The organism is Enterovirga sp. CN4-39 (assembly GCF_049446235.1).
Lineage (GTDB): Bacteria > Pseudomonadota > Alphaproteobacteria > Rhizobiales > Beijerinckiaceae > Enterovirga.
This window is the reverse complement of the sequence record NZ_JBMSEF010000018.1, coordinates 63978-89207: the sequence shown is the minus strand read 5'-3', so window position 1 is coordinate 89207 and position 25230 is coordinate 63978. Positions and strand designations below refer to the sequence as shown.

Here is a 25230-nt window from a genome sequence, read left to right as displayed (position 1 = left end):
TCGGCCGAACCGCCGCGTTCTGCTCGGCGAGGGGAGGACGAGAGATGGCTTCCGGGAAGCATGTCCACCGCCGTTCCGTCCTGCTCGGCGCCGGATCGGTTGCCGCAGCAATAGCGCCGCTGTTCATCGCCGCCGCCGCAACGGCGCAACCCGTCGCAGTGACCGCGATCGACATCGCACTCGAACCCGACGCGACCATGATGCAGCACGCCAAGGCCGCCAACGAGCGCCTGCGGCAATCCTTTCCCGAGGGCTTTGCGCTGGACGCGACGCACCATCAGCACGTGACCCTGTTGCAGCAATTCGTCCGCACCGACGATCTCGACAAAGTGTTTGCGGCGGCAAATGCAGTGCTGGCGAAGGCTAAGCCCACGAACTGGACGATGAAGGCGGTGAAATACTACTACATTCCATCGCCTCCCGTCGGCCTCGCTGGCATCGTGGTCGAACCGACCGACGATCTGCGTCGCCTGCAAGGCAACCTGATCGCCGCCGTCGAACCCTACACCGTCCCGACCGGCACTCCCGCCGCGTTCTTTAGCGAAGAGAACGGGCGCGACATTCAACCGGCCCTGATCGAGTATGTGTCCCGTTTCGTCACCATGGCGGCCGGCCAGCACTTCAATCCGCACGTGACGACCGGCGTCGCCACGGAAGCCTATTTGAACAAGATGCTGGCCGAGCCATTCCCTGCATTCACATTCGGGGTGACCGGCGCGTCGGTGTATCAACTCGGCAGCTTCGGCACAGCCCGCAAGGAGCTCAAGGCACTACCCCTGACGCCCTGAGCAGCGCGGAAACAGCCCGCTTTCGGTGAGACGCGGAGCGGCCGCAACGGGCTGACGCCAACCCTGCCGGTCGACGCCACCCGTCGCGGCCTGCACGCCTACCGAATGCCCGAGCCCGGCGCCCAGGACTGGCCGCGCGCCTCGCCCCGCGTGCCCGCCTCCTCGTGCAGGGTACGGTAGGCGTCGGAGCCCATGATGTGGCGCGGCTGGCCGCCGGCAGGGGCCGCGACGCCGCGATTTGCGAGCCAGGCCTGCATCTCGGCGATCTCCCGCTGCTGCTCCACGATCACGGCCTCGGCGAGCTGGCGCGTCCAGGGGTCCTTGGCGTGCCGCATCGCCACCCGGGCCATGTCGATCGCGCCCTGGTGGTGTGGGATCATGTGGACGCGGAAATCGATATCGGCGTCGCCCGTGAACGGCTGGTCCATGCCGCTCATCATGCGCGCGTGCGCCTCCTTGAACTCGCGAGTCGAGGCGGTCTCGGCGGAGGCGCCGGCCTTCTTGGCCCGGGGCGCGCCGGCATGGGTGTGCTTGGCCTTGCCACCATGGCACTTCACGCCGCCGCCATGCTTGCCGCCGCCCGCGGTCGCATGGCCGGCGTGGCTCGCCGAGCCGGCCTGTTCGCCGTGATGGGCATGGCCGCCATGCCCGGCATGCTGCGCGGAGGCGGAACTCGCGGTGGCGAGCGCGAGGGCGGCTGCCAGGAGGGTAACGGTCTTCATCTTGGTCCTTCCAGGCCGGCTTCGAAGCCGGGATGGCGGAACCCTGCCGCTTCCCACCGCTGGAAGGTCAAGCGGCGCCTCCGTCAGGAGCAACTCGGCAGCAGGAGGCCAGGGAGCGCGTTGTAGACGATCGCCACCAGCGAGAGCGCGCTCACCAGGATCGTGACGTTGTTCAGGAAGTCCTGGCTCGCCGTGAGCCCCGAGCCCTTTCGGCGCTTGAGGCCGAGGAGGAGCAGGGTAGCCGCGGCCGCGAGGGCTGCGAGGGTCGCCAGCACGATCACGGCCGGAAGGGCCGGCAATCCGAGAAGCTTTTGGCCACCCCAGCCGCGGGAGCAGGCGACCGAGACGGCCATGTAGACGATCGTGAACTGGGCGCCCCAGGCCAGGAACCCGCCCGTGGTCTCCAGGAGGCGCAGCGTGGGCCGGTGGCGCTCCACCTCACAGGCCTCCCGCGAGGCGAGGGAAGCCGTGGATCACCGTCAGTGCAACGATCCCCTGGCCCGTCGTGTAGTGCCAGAACAGCGTCACGTTATCGAAGATCGACCGGCGCACCCGGTCGATCTTGCCGGCCCACCAGCGGGCGAGCGTGAAGCCCGCCATCAGCACGACGATGCCGACGAAGAGGATCTGCATCGCCAGCATGGTCGTGACGGCGGCGCCATAGGCGGAGCCCTTCGGGTCGAGCCCCACGGACAGCTCGGCCCAGAGGCCGAGAGCGCCCGCCGCGAGAGCCGGGACGAGCGCCGCCGCGACGAGGACGGGCACGATGAGGGGCCGATGGTCCGGCCCGCCGAGCCGGCGATAGGCGAGCCACATCAGCAGGGATGATAGGGCGTAGAGGCCGATGCCGGCCAGCCCGGCCCAGCCCGGCGCCAGCGATACGCCGGCAGGCGGCCAGGCGGTCGGGTTCACGAGCCAGAGGAACAGGTAGGAGAAGACGAGGCAGGTATAGATCATGCCGCACACGACCATGAGCACGGCCATCGCCCACCAGGAATGGCTGCTCGGCCCGGTCGCGTAGACGGGCAGGGTCACGCCGCCCCCGATATCGGCCGGAGGCACGATGGGCCCCGGATCGAGCTGCCAGAGCCACCACATCACGCAGCCGATGCCGGCGATCCCGCAGGCGAGGGCCAGGTAGTTCGCCTTGACGGTGAGGAGCGCGAAGAAGGCGGCCGTGAAGGCGGCGGCGAGGACATGGGCCCAGCCGGGACCCGGCACGATGAGGATGTATTGCGGCCGCGCCTCGATGGGGCTCGTGACGAGCGCCTCGCGCCGCCCCGTCACGGTGCCGGGCATGTACCAGCGGCCCTCCTCGACCTCCTGCGGCAGCTTCGGCTGGTCCCAGAGCGGATCGCGGCTCGCGATCCAGGGCACCGAGCGCGTGTTGTAGTTGCCGTTCGGCAGCCATTCGAGGGTCGGGGCGCGCCAGACATTGCCGGCATTCTCCCCGCCCGGCCGGAAGTTGCGCAGCATGTCGATGAGGAACAGCGCCACGCCCGCCGCGAACATGAAGGCGCCGATCGTCGAGACGAGGTTGTACGGGTCGAGCCCGAGGCCGGGCTGGTAGGTATAGACGCGCCGCGGCATGCCGATGAGGCCGGCGATGTGCATGGGGAAGAAGGCGATGTTCATGCCCGCGAACATCAGGCCGAAGACCCAGCGGCCCCACTTCTCCGAGAGCTGCCGCTTCGAGGCGACCGGCACCCAGTAGTAGAGGGCGGAGAAGAGCGGGAACACCATCCCGCCGATCAGCACGTAATGGAGATGCGCGACGACGAAATAGGTGTCGTGCGCGACCCAGTCGAAGGGCGCGACCGCGACCATCACGCCCGTCAGCCCGCCGAGCGTGAAGATGAACAGGAAACCGATGATGAAAAGCGCGGGCGTCGTCAGCTTCATCCGGCCCGACGCGATGGTGGCGATCCAGGCGAAGACCTGGATTCCGGACGGGATCGCCACGGCGGCGCTGGCCGCCGAGAAGAAGCCGAGGCTCATCTTCGGCAGCCCCGTCGTGAACATGTGGTGCACCCACAGGCCGAAGGACAGGAATCCGGTCGCGATGAGCGCGAGGACCACGAGGCGGTAGCCGACAAGCGGCGTCTGGGCGACCGTCGGCACGATCATGGAGACCATCCCGGCGGCCGGCAGGAAGATGATGTAGACCTCGGGGTGGCCGAAGAACCAGAACAGGTGCTGCCACAGGAGCGAGTCGCCCCCGCGCGCCGCAATGAAAAACGGCCAGTCGAAGGCGCGTTCGAGCTCGAGCAGGATCGTGCCGAGGATGATGGCCGGAAAGCCGATCACGATCATCACGGCGAAGACCAGCATGGCCCAGGAATAGACGGGGAGCTTGTTGAGGCTCATCCCGACCGCGCGCGTCTTCATCACGCCGACGATGATCTCGATCGCACCCGCGATGGCCGAGATCTCGATGAACCCGATGCCGAGCAGCCAGTAATCGGCATTGACGCCCGGCGAGAACTCCGTCGAGGTGAGCGGCGGGTACATGAACCAGCCGGTATTCGGCGCCACGCCCTGGAACAGGCTCGACAGGAAGAACAGGCCGCCGAAGAAATAGGCCCAGAAGGCGTAGGCGGAGAGGCGCGGGAAGGGCAGGTCGCGCGCCGCCTGGATGTTCGGCAGCAGGTAGACGGAGGCGGCCTCGACGGCCGGCACCGCGAAGAGGAACATCATCACCGTGCCGTGCATGGTGAAGAGCTGGTTGTAGGTCTCGTGGCCGAGGAGCGCGTTCTCCGGCTGGGCGAGCTGGGCGCGCATGAGCAGCGCCATGATGCCGGCCGCGATGAAGAAGAACAGCGCCGTGCCGACATACCAGAGGCCGACGAAGTTGTTGTTCGTCTCCGTCAAGAAGGCGATGCCGCGCGGCGGCTTCCAGGCCCGCTCGAGATCGGGGAGCTCATTCTCCGGCCGCGGGAGCGGGTTGGGCAGGGCCGACGGGGCTGCCTCGAAGCTGTCCGGGCGCTGCGGGGCGTTCACTTGAGCTGCTCCAGGTAGCCGGCCAGGGCGCGCAGCTCCTCGCCGGAGAGCGAGCCGTAGGAGGGCATGCGCGCCCCGGGCTTCAGGCCCTGCACGTCCGCGATCCAGCCGCCGAGGGTGCCGACATTGTTCGGGAAGAGGCCGGCCCCGATCGAGCGGCGGCTGCCGACATGGGTGAGGTCCGGCCCGAGCTCGCCCGTGAAGCCGGCGCCCCGGACGGCGTGGCAGGAGCCGCAGCCGCTGCGGGCAAAGAGCTCCTTCCCGCGTTGCAGGAAGTCCGAACCGGGTTCGGAGGCGGGCCTGGCCTGGGCCTCGCGCCACGCCTCGAACTCGGCCGGCGGCAGCGCGACCACGTCGAACATCATCCGGGCATGCTGCTCGCCGCAGAACTCGGCGCAGACCCCGCGATAGATTCCGGGCCGCTCGGGCGTGAACTGCATCAGGGTCCGGCGGCCGGGAATCATGTCCATCTTGCCGGCGAAGCTCGGGATCCAGAGGGAATGAATGACGTCCGCGGCCTCGAGCACGAGGCGGACGGGCCGCCCGACCGGCACCTGGATCTCGTTCGCGGTCACGAAGGCCGGGCGCTCGCCCTCGGCCGGGTAGCGCACCCGCCACCAATATTGCTCGCCCGTCACCTCGATGGTGAGCGCCTCGCTCGCCGCCGGCGCATTGGTGGCCCGCAGGACGAGGAGGCCGTAGGCCAGCAGCAGGGTCAGCACCGTCGTCGGGAACACGATCCCGAGCGCAACGACGGTCTCGCGCCGCCGCAGCCAGCGCGGCCTCACCCAGATCGCGAGGCCGAGCAGGGCCATGGTGAAGGCGAAGATCGCGGCCCCGCCCCAGGTCATGAGCGAGGTCAGCGAGAGAAGGAGGGCGGCGTCGTTTCCGGCCGGGTGGAGGGCCGATTGCACGCTGTTGCAGCCGCCGAGGGCGGCAGCAGCGAAGCCGATGCAGGCGAGCTGAGCCGCGCCACCGCCGTGGCCCGTCTCGACCGGCGCCCTTGCGGGGGGAGTCGAATGGCGGGTCATTCTGATGTAGCCGTAAGCGGGATGCGCCCGACCGACAAGCCGAACGCCCGCGCGGTTTTCGCCCTCGCGGCATTGTGTGGGCTCGCGGCCTCAGGCCCGGCCGCCGCGCACGGCTTCGCGCCGATCCCGCCCGGCGATGCCTGGATGTTCTGGACCTTCGACCCGCTCGTCCTCGTCCCGCTGCTCGCCGGGCACTGGCTTTACGGCCGCGGGCTCTCGGTCTGGCGCCGGCGACATGGCGGCCTGCCGGCCGCGCTGCCCCGTTGGCGCGTGGCTTCGTTTCTCGCGGGCGAAGTCCTGCTTTTCGTCGCGCTGGTTTCGCCGGTGGACGCCGTCTCGGAGACGATCCTCTCCGCCCACATGGTGCAGCACGTGCTCCTCGTCGCGGCCGCGCCGCCGCTGCTGGTGCTGGGCCGTCCGCATCTCGCCTGGGCGGTCGGGCTGCCCGCCGGGCTCCGCAAGCCGCTCCTGCAGAGTGCCCCGGCCCGCCGCCTCTACGCCGCCCTCGACTGGCTCTCCCGCCCGGCCCCGGCCACGATCCTGCACGGCGCCGCCTTGTGGATCTGGCACGCCCCCACGGCGTTCGAACTCGGACGCGCGGATGACTGGATGCACGCCTTCGAGCACGCCTGCTTCTTCGGGACGGCACTCCTATTCTGGAGGGCGATCATCGCCGCGGCCGCGACCTCGCGCGCGGCCATCGCCGGCATGGCGGCCGCCCTGGCAACGCTGGTGCAGGGCGGCTTCCTGTCGGCCCTGATCGGGCTGAGCCCCGAGCCGATCTACCCGGGCTCGACCTTCTGGGCGCCGCTCTGGGGCATGACGCCGCTGGAGGACCAGCAGCTTGCCGGCGCCATCATGTGGGTTCCGGCAGGAGCCGCCTATCTGGCGGCAGGGCTCTATCTGGCGAGCCGGCTGCTGTCGGAGTCCGGCCCCACCGCCGCGCGACGGGCGGTCACATGAGGAGCCTCATACCTGCGGCGCTCCTGCTGCTCTTGGCAGGCTGCAACGCCCCGGAGCCACCGGATCACCTCCTGATCCCTGGCGCCGATCCGGAGCGCGGCCGGGCCCTGGTGCTCAGCTTCGGCTGCGGCGCCTGCCACCTCGTTCCCGGCGTGCCGGGCGCGCGGGGTACGGTCGGGCCTTCGCTGGAAAGCTGGAGCGGCCGGGCCATGCTCGCCGGCATCATGGCGAACACGCCGCAGAACCTCGTTCCCTGGCTCCTCGACCCGCCCGCCATGGTACCGAACACGGGGATGCCGGCCGTCGGCCTGAGTGAGGTGCAAGCGCGCGACCTCGCCTCCTTCCTGTACACGATCGGGGCCGGGGAGGCCGGGGCCGCGCCGCCGGCCTCCGGGCTGAACCCCGACGCGATCCCCCGCCCGATCGCATTGCCCGGGCGAGGTCCCTTCGTCGGCCAGTGAGTCAGGCCCGGGACAGGAACTCTAGGACCAGCTTCCCGAACGCCTCCGGCTGCTCGACATTCGAGATATGGGCCGCGTCGAGATAGGCCACCTCCGAGCCCGCAATGGCCTGGTGGATCAACTCTCCGTCGGCCGGCTTCGTGGCCGGGTCCTTGCTGCCGATGACGACCAGGACCGGATTGGCGATAGCCGCGATGGCGGTGCGCTGGTCCATGTCCCGGATCGCGCTGCAGCTCGCGAGGTAGCCGTCGAGAGGGGTGCGGCGGACCATCGCGCGCATCCTGTCCATGGTGGCGGGCGCTCGTTCCCGGAATTCCTGCGGGAACCAGCGCGTGATCGTCGGCTCCACGGTCGCTTCCATGCCGCCCGAGCGGGCGAGCCTCATGCGGCCGTTCCACAGGTCGGGCGGGGCCATGCGGGCCGCCGTATTGGCAAGCACGGCGCGATCGATCCGGTGGCCGGCATGGGTCAGGACCCACATGCCGACCATCCCGCCGAGCGAGAGGCCACACCAATGCGCCTTCTCGATCCCCAGGGCATCGAGGACAGCAATCGCGTCCCGCCCGAGCTGCGCGATGGAGTAGGGGCCGGGCGACACCACCGACTTGCCGTGTCCGCGCTGGTCGTAGCGCACGACGCGGAAGCGCTCGGCCCAGGTGGGGAGTTGGTCCTCCCACATCGTCATGTCGGAGCTGAGCGAGTTCGACAGAAGCAGGACGGGGTTCCCCTCCGCTCCGTCGATCTGAACGTGAAAGCTTTCGCCCTGAATCTCGATATACGGCACGGTTCCACTACGCCCTTGATCAGGCGAGGACCCTAGCGGGAGCCGGGCTTTTGCTGAAGCCCGCAAACGGCTTGGCGGTTGTCCGACAGCTTAGGGTCGGTTAGCACGACACTCGTCGAGAGCCGGCTTTGAGCGGCTCGCCCTCTTTTCCCGGCTGCTCCTCCGAATGAGTTCCTCGGCCCCGATCCTGTTCAGCAACGCCGCCCTGCTCGACGGCACGGCGGACCACGCCGTCGAAGGCCACGTCCTGGTCGAGGGCGGGATCATCCGCGAGGTCTCCGACAAGCCGATCCGAAGCGCGTCGGCGCGCGTCGTCGATCTTGCCGGCCGCACGCTCATGCCGGGGCTGATCGACTGCCACGTCCACGTCATCGCGAGCGTCCCGAACCTCGGGCAGAACGCGATGCTGCCCGACGCCATCGTGGCGTACCGCGCCGCGAAGCTGATGCGCGAGATGCTGATGCGCGGCTTCACGACCGTGCGGGACGTCGGCGGCGCGACGCATGCGCTCGTCCAGGCGCTCGACGAGGAGCTGATCGAGGGTCCTCGCCTCGTCATCTGCGGCAAGGCGCTCTCGCAGACGGGCGGTCACGCCGATTTCCGGGGCCGCTACGACCATCGCGATCCCGACTACCAGACGCTCCGGCTCGGCGCGATGGGGCGCATCTGCGATGGAGTCGAGGCGATCCGGGCCGCGGCGCGCGACGAGATCCGGCAGGGCGCGACCTTCATCAAGATCATGGCGAATGGCGGCGTCGCTTCGCCGACGGACCCGATCGCCTTCCTGGGGTTCTCCAAGGACGAACTGCGGGCGGTCGTCGAGGAGGCGGAGAACGCCCAGACCTATGTCGCCGCGCATCTCTACACGGACGAGGCGATCCGTCGCGCCGTCGAGGCGGGCGTGCGCTCCGTCGAGCATGCGAACCTGATCACGCCCGAGACGGCCGCCTTCATGCGGGAGAAGGGCGCGATCGCCTGCCCGACGCTCGTGACCTACGAGGCCCTGAAGAACGAGGGCGCGTCCCTCGGCTTCCCGGCGGATTCGGTGGCGAAGATCGACGACGTCCGCCTCAAGGGCTTCGAGTCGCTGGAGATCATGCAGAAGGCCGGCGTCACGATGGCCTATGGCACCGACCTGCTCGGCGCCATGCACCGCCACCAGTCGGAGGAATTCGTGCTGCGCGGCCGCGTGCTGTCGGCCATCGACGTGATCCGCTCCGCCACGATCCACGCGGCGACCCTGCTCCGCCAGGAAGGCCGCATCGGCGTGCTCGCCGAGGGCGCCAATGCCGACCTGGTCGTCGTCGACGGCGACCCGTTGGCAGATCTTTCGCTTCTCACGCGCCAGGGGCAGCACCTGCCGGTGATCATGAAGGCCGGCCGCTTCGCCAAGAACGAACTCAACGCATAACAGGCCAAACGCCTGAGAAGATGGGGAACAGCATGAGCACGACACGTCGCCAATTCGTCGGGACGCTTGGAGCCGCTGCCGGTCTGGTGGCCGCGCCCTCGATCCTGCGGGCCCAGACCGCGGAGACCTTCCGCATCGGCGCGCTCTGCCCGGTGACGGGCGCCGGCAGCCCCTTCGGATCCGGCATGCAGAAGATGATCTCCGCGGCCGCGGAGATCGTGAACGCGGCTGGCGGCGCGGCCGGGCGCAAGCTCGAGATCGTTCCCGAGGACACCCAGACGAGCCCGCAGGCCGCGGTGCTCGCGGCCAAGAAGCTGATCGACGTGAACAAGGTCCGGGCGGTTATGGGGACCTGGTCTTCGGGCGTGTCGCTCGCCGTCGTGCCGCTCACCAACGACGCGAACATCATCATGATGAACACGTCCGGCGCGCCCGCCCTCTCGGTGCCGCCCGCGAACGCCAAGGGCCTGTCCTACCGCTACCAGGCCACCAACGACCGCTTCGGCCGCGCCTTCGCGGAGATCGCCACCAAGGAGGGCTTCAAGCGCCCGGCCATGATGGCCTTCAACAACGCCTCCGGGATCGGCAACACGGAAGGCTTCCGCAAGGCCTGGGAGGCGAAGGGCGGCAAGGTCGTCGAGAGCGTCGTCTACGAGCCCAACCAGACCAGCTACCGTTCGGAGCTCCAGAAGGTCCTCGCGGCCAATCCGGACGTCATCGTCACGGGCTCGTACCTGGCCGACACGACCATCATCATGCGGGAGTGGTTCCAGTCCGGGGCGCAGACCAAGTGGATCATGCCGGGCTGGGCGGCGAGCCCGGACCTCGTGAAGGCGGTCGGCCCGGACGTCCTCGAGGGCGTCATCTCCGTCGATTCGATCTCGAACGAGAATGCTCCCTCGTACAAGGCGTATGACGAGGCCTACCGCAAGGCGATGGGCGGGCAGCCCGGCCAGTCGAACGTCTATGCCGCCATGACGTGGGACATGGTCCACGTGATCGCGCTGGCGATCGAAGCCGCCAACTCGACGGAGACGGCGGCCATCAACGCCAAGATCCGCGAGATCGCGAACCCGCCCGGCACCCAGGTCTTCAGCTACGCCGACGGCAAGGCGGCGCTGAAACAGGGCAAGATCAATTACGAGGGTGCCTCGTCGGTCCTCGATTTCGATCAGTACGGTGACGTCACGCCCGATTTCGGCGTGTTCTTCATCGAGGGCGGCAAGCTCAACCGCAAATACGTCGTCAAGATCTAAGGTCTGGAGCCCGATCGCGGGTCCGCTCCGTCCCTTACGGGCGGAGCGGTCTCGGACAAGGGCGCAATCGCATGTTCTACGCTCAACTCGCCGTCAACGGCGTCGTGCAAGGCCTGGTCGTCGGGCTTGCGGCGCTTGCCATCACGCTCGTCTTCGGGATCGCGCGTTTTCCGAACGCAGCGACGGGCGACGCCATGACGCTCGGTGCCTATAGCGGGCTTCTGGCCCAGCGAGCGACCGGGTCGCTGGCCGTCGGCGGCGCCGCCTCGATCCTGGCTGCCGCAGCCGTCCTGCTCCTTGCCTATGTGACGGTGTTCCGGCGCCTCGCGGGGCGCTCCGTCGTGGCCCTGCTCGTAGCGTCGATCGGCGTCGGCTTCGTCATCCGGGCGGTGCTCGGCGTCGCCTTCGGCCATAGCCAGATGGTCTTCCAGCTGCCGCTTGCGCGCCCCTATGTGATCGGCGGGCTGAGGATCACGCCGCTGGACCTGCAACTCGCCGGGATCGCGGTCGCCGCTCTCGCGGTCGCCTTTGCCATTCTCTACCTGACCCCGATCGGGCGGCAGATGCGGGCGGTCGCCGATGACGCCGATCTCGCGCGTGCTTCAGGCATCCGTCCCGACCGCGTGATGCTGGCCATGTGGGCGCTGGCGGGCGCAGCCGCGGGCGTCGGCGGCCTCATGCTCGGCATCAAGGCGATCGTCTCGCCGGAGATCGGCTGGGAACTGCTCCTCCCGGCCTTCGCGGCCGCGATCCTGGGCGGCATCGGCTCGCCCATCGGCGCCGTGCTGGCGGGACTCGTTCTCGGCGTCGCGCAGGAAGTCTCGACCCCGTTCGTCGGGTTCACCTACAAGATCGCCCTCTCCTTCGTGGTCATGCTGGCCGTGCTGCTCGTCAGGCCGCGCGGACTTCTCGGCCGCATCGAGGCGACCCGCTGATGGACGCGTATCTCACCGCGATCGCCATCATCGCGCTGATCTATGTCCTGCTGAGCCTGGGCCTGACCCTGCAATACGGGCTCACCGGGCTCATCAATTTCGGCCATGTGGGCTTCTTCGCGATCGGCGCCTATGCGAGCGCCATCCTGGCGCTCAACGGCGTGCCCCTGGTCCTCTCCTTCGTGGCCGCAGCCGTGCTTGCCGGGCTCGCGGCCTGGCCGATCGGGCTGATCTCGCTCCGGTTGCGGGACGACTACTTCGCCATCGTGACGCTCGGCTTCTCCGAGATCGTCCGGCTCGTGATCACGAGCGAGAAGTGGCTGACGAACGGCGTCCAGGGCCTGCCCGGCATTCCGCGGCTCTTCGGCAACCTGACCGGCACGACGGCCCAGGTCGCGGTACTCGCCGTCATCCTCGCGACCGTCGTGGTCGGCGCCTGGATGATGCGGCGGATCTCGAAGTCGCCCTTCGGGCGCGTGCTGGAGGGAATCCGCGACAACGAGGAGGCGATCAAGGCGCTCGGCAAGGATCCGGCCCGGTTCAAGATCCAGGTCCTGATCGTCGGCTCGGCGCTCGCCGGGATCGCGGGCGCCTTCTACGCCCATTACATCACCTACATCGTGCCGGATCAGTTCATCCCGCTCGTCACCTTCTACGTCTGGATGGCGATCATCATGGGCGGCGTCGGCCGGATCTCGGGAGCGATCCTCGGCACGGCCCTCCTGATGCTGTTCCTCGAGGGCTCGCGCTTCATTCGCGACGTGCTGCCGGGAATTTCCGAGGTTGAGATGGCCTCCATCCGCATCGGTGTGGTCGGCCTCATGCTCATCCTGTTCACGCTGCTGCGTCCGCAGGGCCTCGTCGGGGATTACACCCGCCGATGAGCCTCGAAGCACGCAACATCACCAAGTCCTATGGCGGGTTCCAGGCCCTCGACGGCGTGTCGTTCCGGGTCGAGACGGGCGCGCTGTTCGGGCTGATCGGCCCCAACGGGGCGGGGAAGTCGACGCTCTTTTCCGTGCTCTCCGGCTTTCTCGCCGCGGATAGCGGGAGCGTCCTCCTGGACGATCGGGCGGTCGATCATCTTTCCGCCCCGGCGCGCGCGAGGGCCGGGATGGTGCGGACGTTCCAGGTGCCGCGTGACTTCCGGCACCTCACCGTGCGCGAGAACCTCATGGCGGCCGCGCCCGACCAGACCGGCGAAAGCCTGCTCGGCTTGTTTCTCCGGCCGGGTCAGGTTCGGAAGGAGGAGGCCGCGATCGCGGCGCGCGTCGAGGAGACGATGAAGTTCCTCCGGCTCGCCCATGTGGCGGACCAGCCTGCCGGGAAGCTCTCCGGCGGGCAGAAGAAGCTCGTGGAACTCGGCCGCGCCCTGATGGTGGAGCCGCGCCTGATCCTGCTCGACGAGCCCTTCGCGGGCGTGAATCCCGTGCTGATCGGCGAGATCATGGAGCGGATCCGCGAGCTCAACGGGCGCGGGATCGGCTTCCTGATCATCGAGCACGACCTGGAGGCCTTGACCCGCCTCGTCCCGCGCCTCGCCGTCATGGACCGCGGCCGGATCATCGCCGAGGGCGAGCCGGGCGCCGTCCTCGGTGACGCCGCCGTCCGCGAAGCGTATCTCGGAGGCGTCGCATGACCCTCCTCCAGATCGACGACGTCCGCGGCGGCTATAGCGAGGTCGACATCCTGAACGGGGTGTCGCTCTCCGTGTCGGCAGGCGAGATCCTGACCGTCGCAGGGACGAATGGCGCCGGAAAATCGACGCTCGCCAAGGCCGTGATGGGCTTCCTGCCTCGCATGTCCGGCTCGATCCGCCTCGAAGGCAACGAGCTCGCCGGGCTGAACCCCGAGACACGCGTCGCTCGCGGCGTCGGCTATGTGCCGCAGGTGTCCAATGTCTTTCCGTCCCTGACCATCCTGGAGAACCTGCAGGTCGTCACGGGCGTGTCGGACCGGAAGGCGCGGATCGCCGAGTTGCTCGAGGCCTTCCCGGCGCTCGCCGAGCGGCGGCGGACCCGCGCCGGCAGCCTGTCCGGCGGTGAGCGCCAGCAACTCGCCTTTGCGCGTGCCCTGATGCCCCGGCCGCGCCTGATGCTGCTCGACGAGCCGACGGCAGCGCTCGCCCCCGCCAAGGTGGCGGACGCGTTCCGGCTGATCGCGGGCCTGCCGAAGCTCGGCGTGACCGTCATCGTGGTCGAGCAGCGGGCCCGGCAGTCCCTCGCGATCTCGAACCGAGGCTGCATCCTGGATGGCGGGCGCGTCGCCATGGAGGGTACGGCGGGCGAGCTTCTGCAGGACGAGCGCGCGGCCGAGCTCTATCTCGGCCGCAATCCGGGACGCGCCGAATAGGCGAGGACGGGCGGCTGCGCTTCCGTTCCTGCGATCCTGGGCCGAGCCTGCGCCTGGGTGGGCCCGTCGCTCGACACCGAGGCCTGCCCCGCTTAAAGACCACACATCGTTTTTACGCGACCGCGTCGTTGAGGAGTTCCGCATGCAAGCGCAGCCGTTCAGGGTCGGCGTGGCCGGCCTGGGCACGGTCGGCGGCTCGGCTCTCCGGATTATTGCCCGCCAGGACAACGCCCTGACGGAACGGGCAGGGCGCCCGATCCGCGTCACGGCCGTCTCCGCGCGGGATCGCAATCGCGACCGCGGCCACGATCTCTCCCGGTACCGGTGGTTCGACGACCCGGTTGCGCTTGCGCGGTCCGAGGAGGTCGATTGCGTCGTCGAGCTCATGGGCGGCGCGGACGGTCCGGCCAAGGCCGTCGTCGAGACCGCCATCGAGCACGGCAAGCACGTCGTCACCGCCAACAAGGCGCTGCTCGCCCGGCATGGGCTCGACCTGGCCCGCCGCGCGGAGGAGCGGGGCGTTTCGCTCGCCTTCGAGGCCTCGGCCGCCGGCGGCATCCCGATCGTCAAGACGCTGCGCGAGGCCCTCGCGGGCAATCAGGTCACGCGGATCTACGGAATCCTGAACGGGACCTGCAACTACATCCTCTCTCGGATGGAGAGCGACGAGCTCGATTTCGCCACCTGCCTCGCGGCGGCGCAGAAGCTCGGCTACGCCGAGGCGGACCCGACCTTCGACATCGGCGGGTTCGACACGGCGCACAAGCTGGCGCTCCTCACGGCGCTCGCCTTCGGGACCGAGATCGATGCCGACAGCATCTATGTCGAGGGCATCGAGAAGATCGCGTCCCTCGACCTGAAGATGGCGGACGAGCTCGGCTTCCGGATCAAGCTGCTCGGCGTGGCGGAGCGCAACCAGACCGGCATCGAGCAGCGCGTCCACCCGACGATGGTGCCGAAATCCTCCGCCATCGCACAGGTGATGGGCGTGACGAACGCCGTCACCATCGATGCCGACGCGGTCCGCGAGCTGACCCTGATCGGGCCGGGCGCGGGCGGCGATGCGACTGCTTCGGCGGTGGTATCCGACATCGCGGACGTGGCCTCCGGGATGGTGTCGCCACCGTTCGGCCGGCTGACCTCCCGGCTCGACAAGGCCGAGCGGGCCCCGATGCAGCGCCATGAGGGAGGCTATTACATCCGCCTCACCGTGCATGACCGGCTGGGCGTCGCGGCCGGCGTCGCCAGCCGCATGGCGGAGGCGAAGATCTCCATCGAGTCGATCGTCCAGAAGCGCCCCACCGGGAGCCTGCCGCCGACCGACAAGCACGGGCGCGGCGCCGAGCCGGTGCCGCTCGTGCTCATCACCTATGCGGCGACGGAAGCCGCGATCCGGGAGGCACTCGAGAAGATTGCCGCGGACGGGCTCGTTTCCGAGGAGCCGCAGGTGATCCGGATCGAGCGGGAGTGAGCCAGCGGAGATCGGGATCCGATCTCCTCCCGAAGGGTGAAGCGGCGGCAGCTCCGATCGATTATCATTGATGCGCGTCACACCAGACATCTCGAAGGCTCCCGGCGCCTTCCCGCCGGGCTAGGGACGGACAACCCGCAGCACCATGCCAGACACCAAGCCCCCGAAAAGTATCCTGATCGAGCGTATCCTGACGCTCGAACTCGTTCGCGTGACGGAGCGCGCCGCCGTCGCCGCGGCGCGGCTGCGCGGGCGCGGCCAGGAAAAGGCCGCCGACCAGGCAGCCGTCGACGCGATGCGGCGCGAACTGAACACCCTTCCGATCGACGGGACGGTCGTGATCGGCGAGGGCGAGCGCGACGAGGCCCCGATGCTCTTCATCGGCGAGCGCGTCGGCAACGGCACCGGACCCAAGGTCGACATCGCGGTCGACCCGCTGGAGGGCACGACCCTCTGCGCGAAGGACATGCCGGGCTCGATCGCCGTGATGGCGATGGCCGAGGGCGGCAGCCTGCTCGCCGCCCCCGACGTCTACATGAACAAGATCGCGATCGGGCCGGGCTATCCCAAGGGGACCGTGGATCTCGACTGGACGCCGGAAGAGAACATCCGCTCCCTGGCGAAAGCCAAGGGCGTCGAGCCCAAGGACATCACGGCGCTCATCATGGAGCGTCCGCGGCACGAGGATCTGATCAAGCGCGTCCGTGCGCTCGGCTGCTCCATCCGGCTCATCACGGATGGCGACATCATGGGCGTGATCTTCACCTCCATGCCGAAGGAGACCGGGATCGACATCTATCTCGGCATCGGCGCGGCGCCCGAGGGCGTCATCGCGGCCGGCGCACTGCGCTGCATCGGCGGCCAGATGCAGGGCCGCCTGATCCTCGACACCGAGGAGAAGCGCGAGCGCGCCAAGAAGATGGGTGTCGCGGATCCGGAGAAGAAGTACAACGTCGACGAGCTCGCCCGCGGCGACGTCGTGGTTGCCGCCACCGGCGTCACGGACGGTGCGCTCCTCGAGGGCGTGAAGTTCGGCGAGCACGTGATCGAGACCGACACGCTCGTCTATCGTTCGGCGACCGGAACGGTGCGGCGCATCAAGGCGGAGCACCGCAACATGGCCAAGTTCCACCTGGAGAGCTGACATCCAGCGCGAGGCCGGTGCGAACCCGCCTCGCGATCCTTCGTTGGTCTGCGCACAGGGAGAGAACCGATGCGCTTCGAGATCTACAAGGGATCGAATGGGGAATGGCGCTGGCGCCTTCGGGTCCAGAACGGCAACGTGGTCGCGGATTCGGGCGAGGGCTATGCGCACCGGCATGATTGCGAGCGCGGCATCGAACTCGTCAAAGGCTCCGCTTCCGCGATCGTCGTCGACATGTCGGCCAAGATCGCCAGCACGCACGGATCGGCTGGCTGATCCATTGCGGGCGATCCGGTCGGCTGGGCTTGCGGCTCTCGGCAGCATCGCCTGGATCGCCTTCCCGTCAGGTGCGAGCGCAGCCGCGCCGCCATGCGATGCGCGGACGCGCGCTGCGATCCTGTCTCCGGCTTCGGGCGAAGATGACGTCGCGCGCCTCACCTGCAGCCTCCGGCTCGGGCCGGAGGACGTGGTGAGCAGGCGGCTGCTGCTGGAAGGAAGCGCTTCGAGCGGCATCCAGGTCGATTGCGGCGGCGGCGCCATAGGCCGGCCCGAAACCGAGCCGGCCTTTCCGAAATTCACGGTCGAGATCCGCTCGCGGCAGCGGGAAGGCGGCAGGCCCGAGTGGGACCGGCCGACGGACATCACCATCCGCAACTGCACGGTCAGGGGATCGGTCCGTATCTGGGGCATGGCCATCAACGGACAGGGCGAGGTCCTCAAGCGCTCCTCGCGGTCGCTCGGCCACACGGAGCGCGCCCAGGAGGCCGCACCGCGCCGGATCGCCATCGAGAAGTCGGTTCTGCTCTCGGCCGGCGCCATCCCCCTTTACGTCGGGCCCGGCGTCACCGGCGTGTCCCTGACCGGCTCGCAGATCCGCGGCCGCTCCGTGTCGGTAGGGGTCTATCTGGACGCAGAGAGTGCCGGGAACACGATCGCGGGGAACAGCTTCGACATCGACACGGCGCGCGAGGTGATCGCCGTCGACGGATCCGCCCGCAACCGCATCATCGACAACACCTTCCGGCTGACGTGGAGAGGCGGGATCTTCCTCTACCGCAATTGCGGCGAGGGGGGCACGATCCGGCATCAGACCCCGTCCTTCAACACCATCGCGGGCAACCGCTTCGACTACGCGTCCCCGCTCCATTCGCCGGCGATCAGCGTGGGGTCCCGCGAGGGTTGGCGCCTCTATTGCGGTGAGGATGCCGGCTATCCCTTCGGCAGTTCGGCCGATAACGGAGACCATGCCACCGACAACGTGGTCGAGAACAACATCGTCGATTGAGGGGGACTTGCTTGGCCGACCTTGAGATTCGCCCGCTGACACAGGCCGACCGCGCCGCCTGGGAGCCGCTCTGGGCCGGCTACCTCACCTTCTACCGGACGAGCGTCGCGCCGGAGGTGACGGACACGACCTGGGCACGCCTGATGGACCCGGCCGAGCCGATGAATGTCCTCGGCTGCTTCGACGGACCGGAACTCATCGGCATCGTCCACTTCATCTTTCACCGGTCGACATGGACGATCGGCCCCTATTGCTACCTGCAGGACCTGTTCACGGTGGAAGCCGCTAGGGGCAGGGGCGCAGGGCGATCGTTGATCGAGGCGGTTTACGATCGCGCGCGGCAGGAAGGCGCGAGCCGCGTCTACTGGCTCACGCACGAGTCGAACGCCACCGCTCGAGCGCTCTACGACAAGGTCGCCGACCAGCCGGGCTTCATCCAGTACCGGAAGGCGCTCTGACCGAGCTCTCGCCCGCGACCGTGGCGAAGCTGGCCTGACGGCCGGGCTCCGCTACATTCGGGCCATGTCCGAATCGCTCGCGAGCACGGCTCCGGCCTTCCGTCCGGTCCACGGGGTAAGTCGGTCCGTGTGCGGGCGGACCTGGGTGGAACGGCTCGATTCCGCATCCTCGCTCATCGCAGCCGCGATTTCCCAGACGCACGGCATACCCGACGTGGTGGCGCGCGTGCTGGCGGGCCGGGGCGTCTCCGTCCAGGGCGCCCCCGGCTTCCTCGCGCCGCGCTTGCGGGACCTCATGCCGGATCCGAGCGCGCTGACCGCCATGGAGGCGGCCGTCGCGCGGCTTGCAGATGCCGTGCAGCGGCGCGAGCGGGTCGCGATCTTCGGCGACTACGACGTCGACGGCGCCTGCTCGGCAGCCCTGATGGCCGAATACCTGCAGGCCTGCGGCCTCGCCGCCCCCATCCACATTCCCGACCGCCTCACGGAGGGCTACGGCCCGAATGTCGAGGCGATGCGCGCCCTCGTGGGGGAGGGCGCCTCGCTTATCGTCACGGTCGATTGCGGGACGGCCGGCCATGCGCCGCTCGAGGAGGCGGCCCGGCTCGGGGCCGACGTCGTGGTGCTCGACCACCATGGGGCCCCGGAACAGCTCCCGCGCGCGGTCGCGATCGTGAATCCCAACCGGCAGGACGACCTCTCCGGCCTCGGCCACCTCTGCGCCGCGGGCGTGGTCTTCATGACCCTGGTGGCGCTTGCCCGCGAACTCAGGCGGCGAGGCTTCTGGCAAGGCAGGGCCGAGCCCGACCTCCTCGCCGCGCTCGACCTCGTCGCTCTCGCGACGGTTGCGGACGTCGTTCCGCTGAACGGCCTGAACCGTGCCTTTGTCCGCCAGGGGCTGGCCGTGATGCGCAATCGCCGCCGGCTTGGGCTGGCGGCCCTGATCGATGCCGCGCGCGTGGAGACGGCGCCCGAATGCTGGCATCTCGGCTATTGCCTCGGGCCGCGCATCAATGCGGGCGGACGGATCGGAGACTCGTCCCTCGGAGCCCGCCTCCTGATCACCGGCGACCCCGGGATCGCGAGCACGATAGCGGCGACGCTCGAACGCCTGAACGAGGAGCGCCGGGCCATCGAGGCGCGGGCGGTCGAAGAGGCGGAGGCCGAGGCCGGACGACGCCTCGAGGCCGAGCCGGAGATGCCCGTCATCGTGCTCGCCTCGCCCGACTGGCATCCCGGCATCGTGGGGCTCGTGGCCGCCCGCCTCAAGGAACGCTTCGGCCGCCCCGCCTTCGCCTTCGCGACCAAGCCGGACGGGACTGCGACCGGCTCCGGTCGCTCGGTGCCGGGCGCGGATATCGGCCGGGCGGTGCGCCTTGCGACGGAGGAGGGTGTTGCGCTGAAGGGCGGCGGCCATGCGATGGCGGCCGGCGCCACCATCCGGGCCGGCGACCTGGAGCGATTCCGCGATGCGCTGGCTGCATCGCTGCCGGCCCGGTCGGCGGACGAGCCGCCCGACCCGCTGGTGATCGACGCCGCGCTCACGGCCGGCGGCGCCACCATCGAGACGGTCCGCGCTGTCGAGACCGCCGGGCCGTTCGGGCAGGGGCAGCCAGAGCCGGTTTTCGCCTTCGGGCGGCACCGTCTCGTCGATGCCCGGCAGGTCGGGCAGAACCATGTCCGCGCAACGCTGAAATCCGGAGATGGATCGAACCTGCGCGCGGTGGCGTTCAGGGCTGCGGACAAGCCGCTCGGCCGGGCGCTCCTCGGAGCTATCGGGCAGCAGGTCCATGTGGCCGGCTCGCTCTGCCTCGACCGGTGGGGCGGGGGCGAGCGGGTCGAGTTGCGGATCATCGACGCCGCCCTGCCGGTCTAGCGCCTACGTATCAAGGGATCACGGGATCACATGAAACGGCTCATCCTGCTTCGCCACGCCAAGGCCGTCGGGAAGGACGCCGCCCGTGATATCGACCGCGTTCTCGCGCCACGCGGCCGCCGGCAGATGGACGTGATGGCGGAGCACCTCGCGCCGATGTCCCTTGATCTTGCCCTCGTCTCACCCTCGGCGCGCACGCGCGAGACCTGGAAGCTCGCCCGGCGCTCCGACATTCCGGTGGAGTTCGACCAGCGCATCTACGAGGCGAGCGAGCCGGAACTGCTCGCGGTCGCGCGGGAAGCCGATCCGCAGGCCGACTCCGTCATCCTGGTCGGGCACAACCCGGCCTTCGAGGAGCTCGCGCTCGACCTCGTCCGGGCCGGCGAGGAGGGCGAGGCCGCCGAGCGTCTTCGCCGCGGCTTTCCGACGGCCGGCGTCGCGGTGCTCGAGTTCGAGATCGACGGATGGCGCCGGCTCGCCCGGCGGACGGGGCGGCTCGTCTCCTTCGAAACGCCGAAGTCGCTCGGCCTCGGCGACGACGACTGAGACGCCCTGCAGGCGCGGCTTGCGGTCCGGCCGCGCCGATCCCAAGTTCCGGTTAGGATTGGCAGCCCCCACCTCTTGGCGTCCCTCTTCAACATCGCGAACCGAGCCGGCTCGGCTGCACACGCCGCCTTCGAGGCCGGGCAGAACCTCTTCCAGCCGACGCTCCGGCTCGGGGTCACGGGGCTCGCGCGCTCGGGCAAGACGGTCTTCACCACCGCGCTCGTGCATCATCTGGTCCGCGGCACGCCGCTACCGGCCTTCCGGCCGGCCGCCGAAGGGCGGATCAGGCGGGCACGGCTGGCGCACCAGCCGGACGACGACGTCCCGCGCTTCGCCTACGAGGCCAATCTCGAAGCGCTCATCGCCGAGCGGCGCTGGCCGGCCTCGACGACGCGCATCTCCGAATTGCGCCTCGACATCGATTTCGAGCGCCGATCGCGCTGGCGTTCCGGGCCGGGCCGCCTGACGCTCGACATCGTCGACTATCCGGGCGAGTGGTTGCTGGACCTCGCGCTGATCGACCAGCACTTCGCGGACTGGGCCGCGGCGACGGTCGCGGCCGCCCGTCGGCCGGAGCGCGCCGCTTTCGCGTCGCCATGGCTCGCCGAACTCGCCCGCCTCGATCCGGGCGGCCCGGCCGACGAGGCCGTGGCGGCCCAGGCCGCCGAGACTTTTCGCGCCTATCTCGAGCAGCTGAGGGCCGACCCGGAGGCGGTCGCGACGACCCCGCCCGGCCGCTTCCTCATGCCGGGCGATCTCGCCGGCTCGCCGGCGCTCACCTTCGCGCCGCTCGATCTTCCGCCGGGTGCCGTGATTGCGCCCGGAACCCTCGCGAGCCTGATGCAGCGGCGCTTCGAATCCTACAAGGCTCGCGTGGTCGGGCCGTTCTTCCGCGACCATTTCCAGCGCGTCGATCGGCAGATCGTGCTGGTCGACGTGCTCGCGGCCGTCGATGCCGGTCCGGCCGCACTGGCTGAACTCGAGGAGGCGCTCGACCGCGTGCTCCTCGCCTTCAATGCCGGCCGCAACACCCTCCTGTCGCGCCTCTTCGCGCCGCGGGCGGACCGGGTCCTCTTCGCGGCCACGAAGGCGGATCACATCCACCACACGAGCCACGACCGGCTCGAGCGTCTCCTGCGCCATCTCGTCGGACGGGCCGGGCGGCGGACGGAAGCGGCGGGTGCCCGCGTCGGCTCCGTCGCGCTCGCTTCCGTGAGGGCGACCCGCGAGGCTTCCGTGGAGGATGGCCGCGCGACGCTGAAGACCGTCGTCGGCACGCCCGAAGCCGGGGAGCGGATCGGCGACGAGGTCTTCGACGGGACCGAGGAGGCCGCGATCTATCCCGGTGAGTTGCCGGCGGATCCGGCCGAGATCGTGAACGGCGCCGTCGCGCCGGGTTCGCTGCGGTTCCCCCGCTTCCGGCCGCCGCTCGTCGGGCTCGACGCGGTCGGCCGACCAGGTGCTCTGCCGCATATCCGGCTCGATCGTGCGCTCGAATTCCTGATGGGCGACAGGCTCTAGGGGTGGCCAGCGACGGGCCGGGCGCCATCCCGGGCGTCGCGGCCTGCTCGAAACGATGCGGCCGAACGGACCAGACATGAGGGGAACGACGTGAAGGAATTGCCGGCCTCCCACGCCTATCGCCTGCTGGAGCCAGGGCCGATCGTCCTTGTGACCACGTCGGAGGACGGCCGACCGAACGTGATGACGATGGGCTTCCACATGGTGGTCCAGCACGATCCGGCGCTGATCGGCTGCATCATCGGGCCGTGGGACTACAGCTACGGCGCCCTGAGATCGACGGGCGAATGCGTGATCGCGATCCCGACGGTCGATCTCGCCAGGACGGTGGTCGACATCGGAAACTGTTCGGGTGACGAGTTCGATAAGTTCGAGAAGTTCAGCCTGACGCCGAGGCCTGCGAAGGGGGGCGCGCCGCCCTTGATCGAAGAGTGCCTCGCCAATCTCGAATGCAAGGTGGCCGATACCCGGATGGTCGACGCCTACAACCTCTTCATCCTCGGCGTGGAACGCGTCTGGATCGATCCCGATCGGAAGGAGAGACGCACGCTGCACCATCGTGGCGATGGCTCCTTCGTCGTGGACGGAGAGGTGATCGACCACAGCGACCGAATGGTGAAATGGCGCGACCTGCCCCGTTGAGGCCCCTGGCATACCTTCGCGGCCCCGGCCGTCCTCTCGTTCGGAGTTCCTGATCTTGGCTTCCGGCCCGCGAGCCTATCGCCTCAACCAGACTCGGCCGCCCTCCGAGGTGCCTCCCGTGACCGTCACGGAGGAGCCGCTGGAGACGATCGAGGCCGCGGACGGCGTGCCGGTGCTTGCCGAGCGAAAGCGGCGCCTGCCGTGGATCGGCATCCTGGTCTCCTCGGTCGGAGCGCTCGCGACGCTCGCGATCGGCCTCGGGATCGAGCGCCTGATCGTCGATCTCTTCGCGGCCGCGCCCTGGCTGGGCTGGATCGCGCTGGCCCTGGCTGCCCTTGCGGCACTCGCGCTCCTCGCGATCGTCACGCGGGAGCTGCGCGGCGTCTGGCAGGAGCGCCGGCTGGAGCGGCTGCGGCAGGCGGCGGCGGAGGCGCTCTCGGTCCGGGATCACACGGCCGCCCGGAGGCTCGCCCGCGAACTCGCCGATCTCTACGAGCCGCGGATCATGCGCACGATCGGCCCGCGGGTCCGCGACGTCGACGACGAGATCATGGATGCGGAGGACAGGCTGGCGCTCGCCGAGCGGACGCTGCTCGCACCCTTGGACGCCGAGGCGAAGCGGGCCATCGCGGGCGCTGCCAAGCAGGTCTCCGTCGTCACGGCGATCTCGCCGCGGGCGATCGTGGACGTCGCCTTCGTGGTCTACGCGGCCGCGAAGCTGCTCCGCCGCATCGCCCGCATCTACGGGGCGCGGCCCGGCTTCTTCGGCGCGCTGCGGCTCGCGCGGGCCGCCGTGAACCACCTTGCCGTCACGGGCGGCGTGGCCGTGGGGGACAGCATCGTGCAGCAGGTCCTCGGCCTCGGGCTTGCCGCGCGCGTCTCGGCGAAGCTGGGGGAGGGCGTCCTGAACGGCTTGATGACGGCCCGGTTCGGGCTCGCGGCGCTCGAGGTCTGCCGGCCGCTGCCGTTCATCAAGGAGGAGCCCCCACGGATCGGCGACGTCGCGGGGGAGCTTCTCTCGCGGTCCGGGGACGGGGCGACCGCGCCGCTCTGAACCCGGCACATTCTGCCGGGCCGGCCGCTCAGGCGGGCCGTATCAGCCGACCTCGTCGGCTCTGTATCCAGGAAAATCAATGACTTGGCGCTGGCACATCGGTTGCTCGGCTAGTCCCGTCTTGGTCCGCGCCGTTGCGCTGGGCGGGGAGGGTTGCGAGTCATGGGTATCCTGGGTGCGTTGTCGACGGCCGTTTCGGGGCTGTCAGCCCAATCCTACGCGCTCGAGAACATCTCGGGGAACATCGCCAATTCGCAGACCGTCGGCTTCAAGCGGGTCGATACGAGCTTCGTCGACCTGATCCCGGACTCGCCGATCAAGCGCGCTGCGTCCGGCTCCGTGATGGCGAACTCCGCACTGACGAACACGCTGCAGGGAACGCTCCGCTCGACCAATCTGTCGACGAACATGGCGCTGTCCGGCGACGGCTACTTCGTGGTCGCGAAGAACGAGGGTTCCGAGTCGCTGCCGATCTTCAACAGCATCAACCAGTACACGCGGCGGGGCGACTTCAAGCTCGACGCGAAGGGATTCCTCGTCAACGGCGCCAGCCGTTATCTTGTCGGGACGACCTACAACCCCGCAACGGGGGCCGTCATGGGCTCCTCGACGAGCCCGATCCAGATCCCCGAAACCTCCATACCGGCGAAACAGAGCACCGAGGTTCTGTATTCGGGCAATATCCCCACGATCCCGAAATCCGACAGCTACTCCCAGAGCAAGCCGGGATCGGATCTCATCGATCCTGCCACCTACACGGTCAACCCGGTGACCACGGGAACCGTGGTCGGGGCCGACGCCACGACCTTCCTCAACCAGTCGGTGCCGGGCGGCGAGATCACCCTCTATGCCGGCAACGGCACTGCCGCGACGGTTCAGTTCCGCTGGGGCAAGACGGCCGACAACAGCTGGATGATGTTCTACCAGTCCGACTCCATGCCGAGCGCAACGGGAACCTCCTGGCAGAGCATCGGCACGCCCGTCACCTTCGACAGCAATGGCCAGCGTACATCCGCGGCGAATATTTCACTCACCGGGCTCACGGTCGACGGCATCACGGTCGGTGACGTCAATCTGAACTTCGGCGCGGGCAGCCTGACGCAGTTCGGCGACGTCAATGGTCAGCCGACACCGACCATCACGCAGAACGGCTACGCCTTCGGGACGCTGGCCGGAATCGCCGTCAACACGGACGGCACGGTCATGGGCAGCTACACCAACGGCCGGACGGCGAAGCTCGCCCAGGTTTCGGTGGCGCATTTCGCGGCGGACGACTCCCTGAAGCGCGAGGACGGCAGCACGTTCAGCGCCACCTCGGAATCGGGTCCGCCGATCTTCGGCATGTTCGGGACAACCATGACGGGCGCGGCGGTCGAGGAGTCCAACACGGATATCTCGGACGAGTTCTCGAAGATGATCGTCACCCAGCAGGCGTATTCGGCGAATACCCGCGTCATGTCGACGGCCCAGCAGATGCTGCAGGACGTCATCAACATCGTCCGCTGAAGCTGATCGGGCCGGCAGGAGCAG

At 69.1% G+C, this 25230-nt stretch carries 25 protein-coding genes; 20 read left to right on the top strand and 5 right to left on the bottom strand.

Annotated features, from left to right (window positions below; translation table 11 throughout):
* Positions 1–44: 44 nt before the first annotated feature.
* A complete protein-coding gene (locus tag ACO2SS_RS23270; protein WP_423280227.1) occupies positions 45–788 on the top strand; it encodes a hypothetical protein in 744 nt (247 codons plus the stop codon).
* 98 nt (positions 789–886) lie between these two features.
* Here the strand turns inward: ACO2SS_RS23270 and copM are convergent, their stop codons facing one another.
* The 4 genes from copM to coxB all read right to left on the bottom strand — a co-directional run bounded on the left by copM (position 887) and on the right by coxB (position 5541).
* Positions 887–1510 carry a CopM family metallochaperone gene (gene copM / locus ACO2SS_RS23265; RefSeq protein WP_423280226.1) on the bottom strand — a complete coding sequence of 208 codons (624 nt, stop codon included), beginning with the start codon at positions 1508–1510 and terminating at the stop codon, positions 887–889.
* Positions 1511–1593: 83 nt separating this feature from the next.
* Complete coding sequence (locus ACO2SS_RS23260; RefSeq protein WP_423280225.1) at positions 1594–1947, bottom strand: hypothetical protein; 354 nt, start codon at positions 1945–1947, stop codon at positions 1594–1596.
* 1 nt (position 1948) lies between these two features.
* Positions 1949–4510 carry a cbb3-type cytochrome c oxidase subunit I gene (locus ACO2SS_RS23255; protein WP_423280224.1) on the bottom strand — a complete coding sequence of 854 codons (2562 nt, stop codon included), beginning with the start codon at positions 4508–4510 and terminating at the stop codon, positions 1949–1951.
* The gene (gene coxB, locus ACO2SS_RS23250) at positions 4507–5541 is read right to left on the bottom strand and encodes a cytochrome c oxidase subunit II (RefSeq protein ID WP_423280223.1); all 1035 of its coding nucleotides are present in this window, start codon (positions 5539–5541) and stop codon (positions 4507–4509) included. The genes ACO2SS_RS23255 and coxB overlap by 4 nt, the downstream gene beginning before the upstream one ends.
* On the opposite strand from coxB, the gene ACO2SS_RS23245 reads away from it, so the two are divergent.
* Together ACO2SS_RS23245 and ACO2SS_RS23240 are read left to right on the top strand one after the other, a co-directional pair.
* Complete coding sequence (locus tag ACO2SS_RS23245) at positions 5530–6504, top strand: cytochrome c oxidase assembly protein (RefSeq protein ID WP_423280222.1); 975 nt, start codon at positions 5530–5532, stop codon at positions 6502–6504. The genes coxB and ACO2SS_RS23245 overlap by 12 nt on opposite strands.
* A complete protein-coding gene (locus tag ACO2SS_RS23240; protein WP_423280221.1) occupies positions 6501–6965 on the top strand; it encodes a c-type cytochrome in 465 nt (154 codons plus the stop codon). Before ACO2SS_RS23245 ends, ACO2SS_RS23240 begins: the two co-directional genes overlap by 4 nt.
* A gap of 1 nt (position 6966) precedes the next feature.
* Here the strand turns inward: ACO2SS_RS23240 and pcaD are convergent, their stop codons facing one another.
* Positions 6967–7749: a 3-oxoadipate enol-lactonase gene (gene pcaD, locus ACO2SS_RS23235; protein WP_423280220.1), complete on the bottom strand. Its 783-nt coding sequence runs from the start codon at positions 7747–7749 to the stop codon at positions 6967–6969.
* A gap of 166 nt (positions 7750–7915) precedes the next feature.
* Between pcaD and ACO2SS_RS23230 the strand changes: the two genes are divergently transcribed.
* The 17 genes from ACO2SS_RS23230 to ACO2SS_RS23150 all read left to right on the top strand — a co-directional run bounded on the left by ACO2SS_RS23230 (position 7916) and on the right by ACO2SS_RS23150 (position 25206).
* A complete protein-coding gene (locus tag ACO2SS_RS23230; protein ID WP_423280219.1) occupies positions 7916–9160 on the top strand; it encodes an amidohydrolase family protein in 1245 nt (414 codons plus the stop codon).
* Between the two features lie 32 nt (positions 9161–9192).
* Complete coding sequence (locus ACO2SS_RS23225; protein ID WP_423280218.1) at positions 9193–10416, top strand: ABC transporter substrate-binding protein; 1224 nt, start codon at positions 9193–9195, stop codon at positions 10414–10416.
* Between the two features lie 71 nt (positions 10417–10487).
* On the top strand, positions 10488–11351 hold the full coding sequence (locus tag ACO2SS_RS23220; RefSeq protein ID WP_423280217.1) for a branched-chain amino acid ABC transporter permease: 864 nt from the start codon (positions 10488–10490) through the stop codon (positions 11349–11351).
* Positions 11351–12235, top strand: coding sequence for a branched-chain amino acid ABC transporter permease (locus ACO2SS_RS23215; protein ID WP_423280216.1), 885 nt, complete (start codon positions 11351–11353; stop codon positions 12233–12235). Before ACO2SS_RS23220 ends, ACO2SS_RS23215 begins: the two co-directional genes overlap by 1 nt.
* On the top strand, positions 12232–12990 hold the full coding sequence (locus ACO2SS_RS23210; RefSeq protein ID WP_423280215.1) for an ABC transporter ATP-binding protein: 759 nt from the start codon (positions 12232–12234) through the stop codon (positions 12988–12990). Before ACO2SS_RS23215 ends, ACO2SS_RS23210 begins: the two co-directional genes overlap by 4 nt.
* A complete protein-coding gene (locus ACO2SS_RS23205; protein ID WP_423280214.1) occupies positions 12987–13703 on the top strand; it encodes an ABC transporter ATP-binding protein in 717 nt (238 codons plus the stop codon). The genes ACO2SS_RS23210 and ACO2SS_RS23205 overlap by 4 nt, the downstream gene beginning before the upstream one ends.
* A gap of 142 nt (positions 13704–13845) precedes the next feature.
* Complete coding sequence (locus ACO2SS_RS23200; RefSeq protein ID WP_423280213.1) at positions 13846–15174, top strand: homoserine dehydrogenase; 1329 nt, start codon at positions 13846–13848, stop codon at positions 15172–15174.
* Between the two features lie 145 nt (positions 15175–15319).
* Entirely contained in the window at positions 15320–16318 is a 999-nt protein-coding gene (gene glpX / locus ACO2SS_RS23195) for a class II fructose-bisphosphatase (protein ID WP_423280212.1), read from the top strand.
* 69 nt (positions 16319–16387) lie between these two features.
* On the top strand, positions 16388–16594 hold the full coding sequence (locus tag ACO2SS_RS23190) for a YegP family protein (RefSeq protein ID WP_423280211.1): 207 nt from the start codon (positions 16388–16390) through the stop codon (positions 16592–16594).
* 193 nt (positions 16595–16787) lie between these two features.
* Positions 16788–17603, top strand: coding sequence for a right-handed parallel beta-helix repeat-containing protein (locus tag ACO2SS_RS23185; protein ID WP_423280210.1), 816 nt, complete (start codon positions 16788–16790; stop codon positions 17601–17603).
* Between the two features lie 11 nt (positions 17604–17614).
* On the top strand, positions 17615–18061 hold the full coding sequence (locus tag ACO2SS_RS23180; protein WP_423280209.1) for a GNAT family N-acetyltransferase: 447 nt from the start codon (positions 17615–17617) through the stop codon (positions 18059–18061).
* Between the two features lie 64 nt (positions 18062–18125).
* Positions 18126–19937: a single-stranded-DNA-specific exonuclease RecJ gene (gene recJ / locus ACO2SS_RS23175; protein ID WP_423280208.1), complete on the top strand. Its 1812-nt coding sequence runs from the start codon at positions 18126–18128 to the stop codon at positions 19935–19937.
* Between the two features lie 30 nt (positions 19938–19967).
* Positions 19968–20483 (top strand): SixA phosphatase family protein, encoded by a 516-nt coding sequence (locus tag ACO2SS_RS23170; RefSeq protein ID WP_423280207.1) that lies wholly within the window; start codon positions 19968–19970, stop codon positions 20481–20483.
* A 75-nt stretch (positions 20484–20558) separates the two neighbouring features.
* Positions 20559–22004: a YcjX family protein gene (locus tag ACO2SS_RS23165; RefSeq protein ID WP_423280206.1), complete on the top strand. Its 1446-nt coding sequence runs from the start codon at positions 20559–20561 to the stop codon at positions 22002–22004.
* A gap of 90 nt (positions 22005–22094) precedes the next feature.
* Entirely contained in the window at positions 22095–22646 is a 552-nt protein-coding gene (locus tag ACO2SS_RS23160; protein ID WP_423280205.1) for a flavin reductase family protein, read from the top strand.
* 55 nt (positions 22647–22701) lie between these two features.
* Positions 22702–23700 (top strand): YcjF family protein, encoded by a 999-nt coding sequence (locus ACO2SS_RS23155; protein WP_423280204.1) that lies wholly within the window; start codon positions 22702–22704, stop codon positions 23698–23700.
* 162 nt (positions 23701–23862) lie between these two features.
* Positions 23863–25206 (top strand): flagellar hook protein FlgE, encoded by a 1344-nt coding sequence (locus ACO2SS_RS23150; RefSeq protein WP_423280203.1) that lies wholly within the window; start codon positions 23863–23865, stop codon positions 25204–25206.
* The last annotated feature ends 24 nt before the right edge of the window (positions 25207–25230 follow it).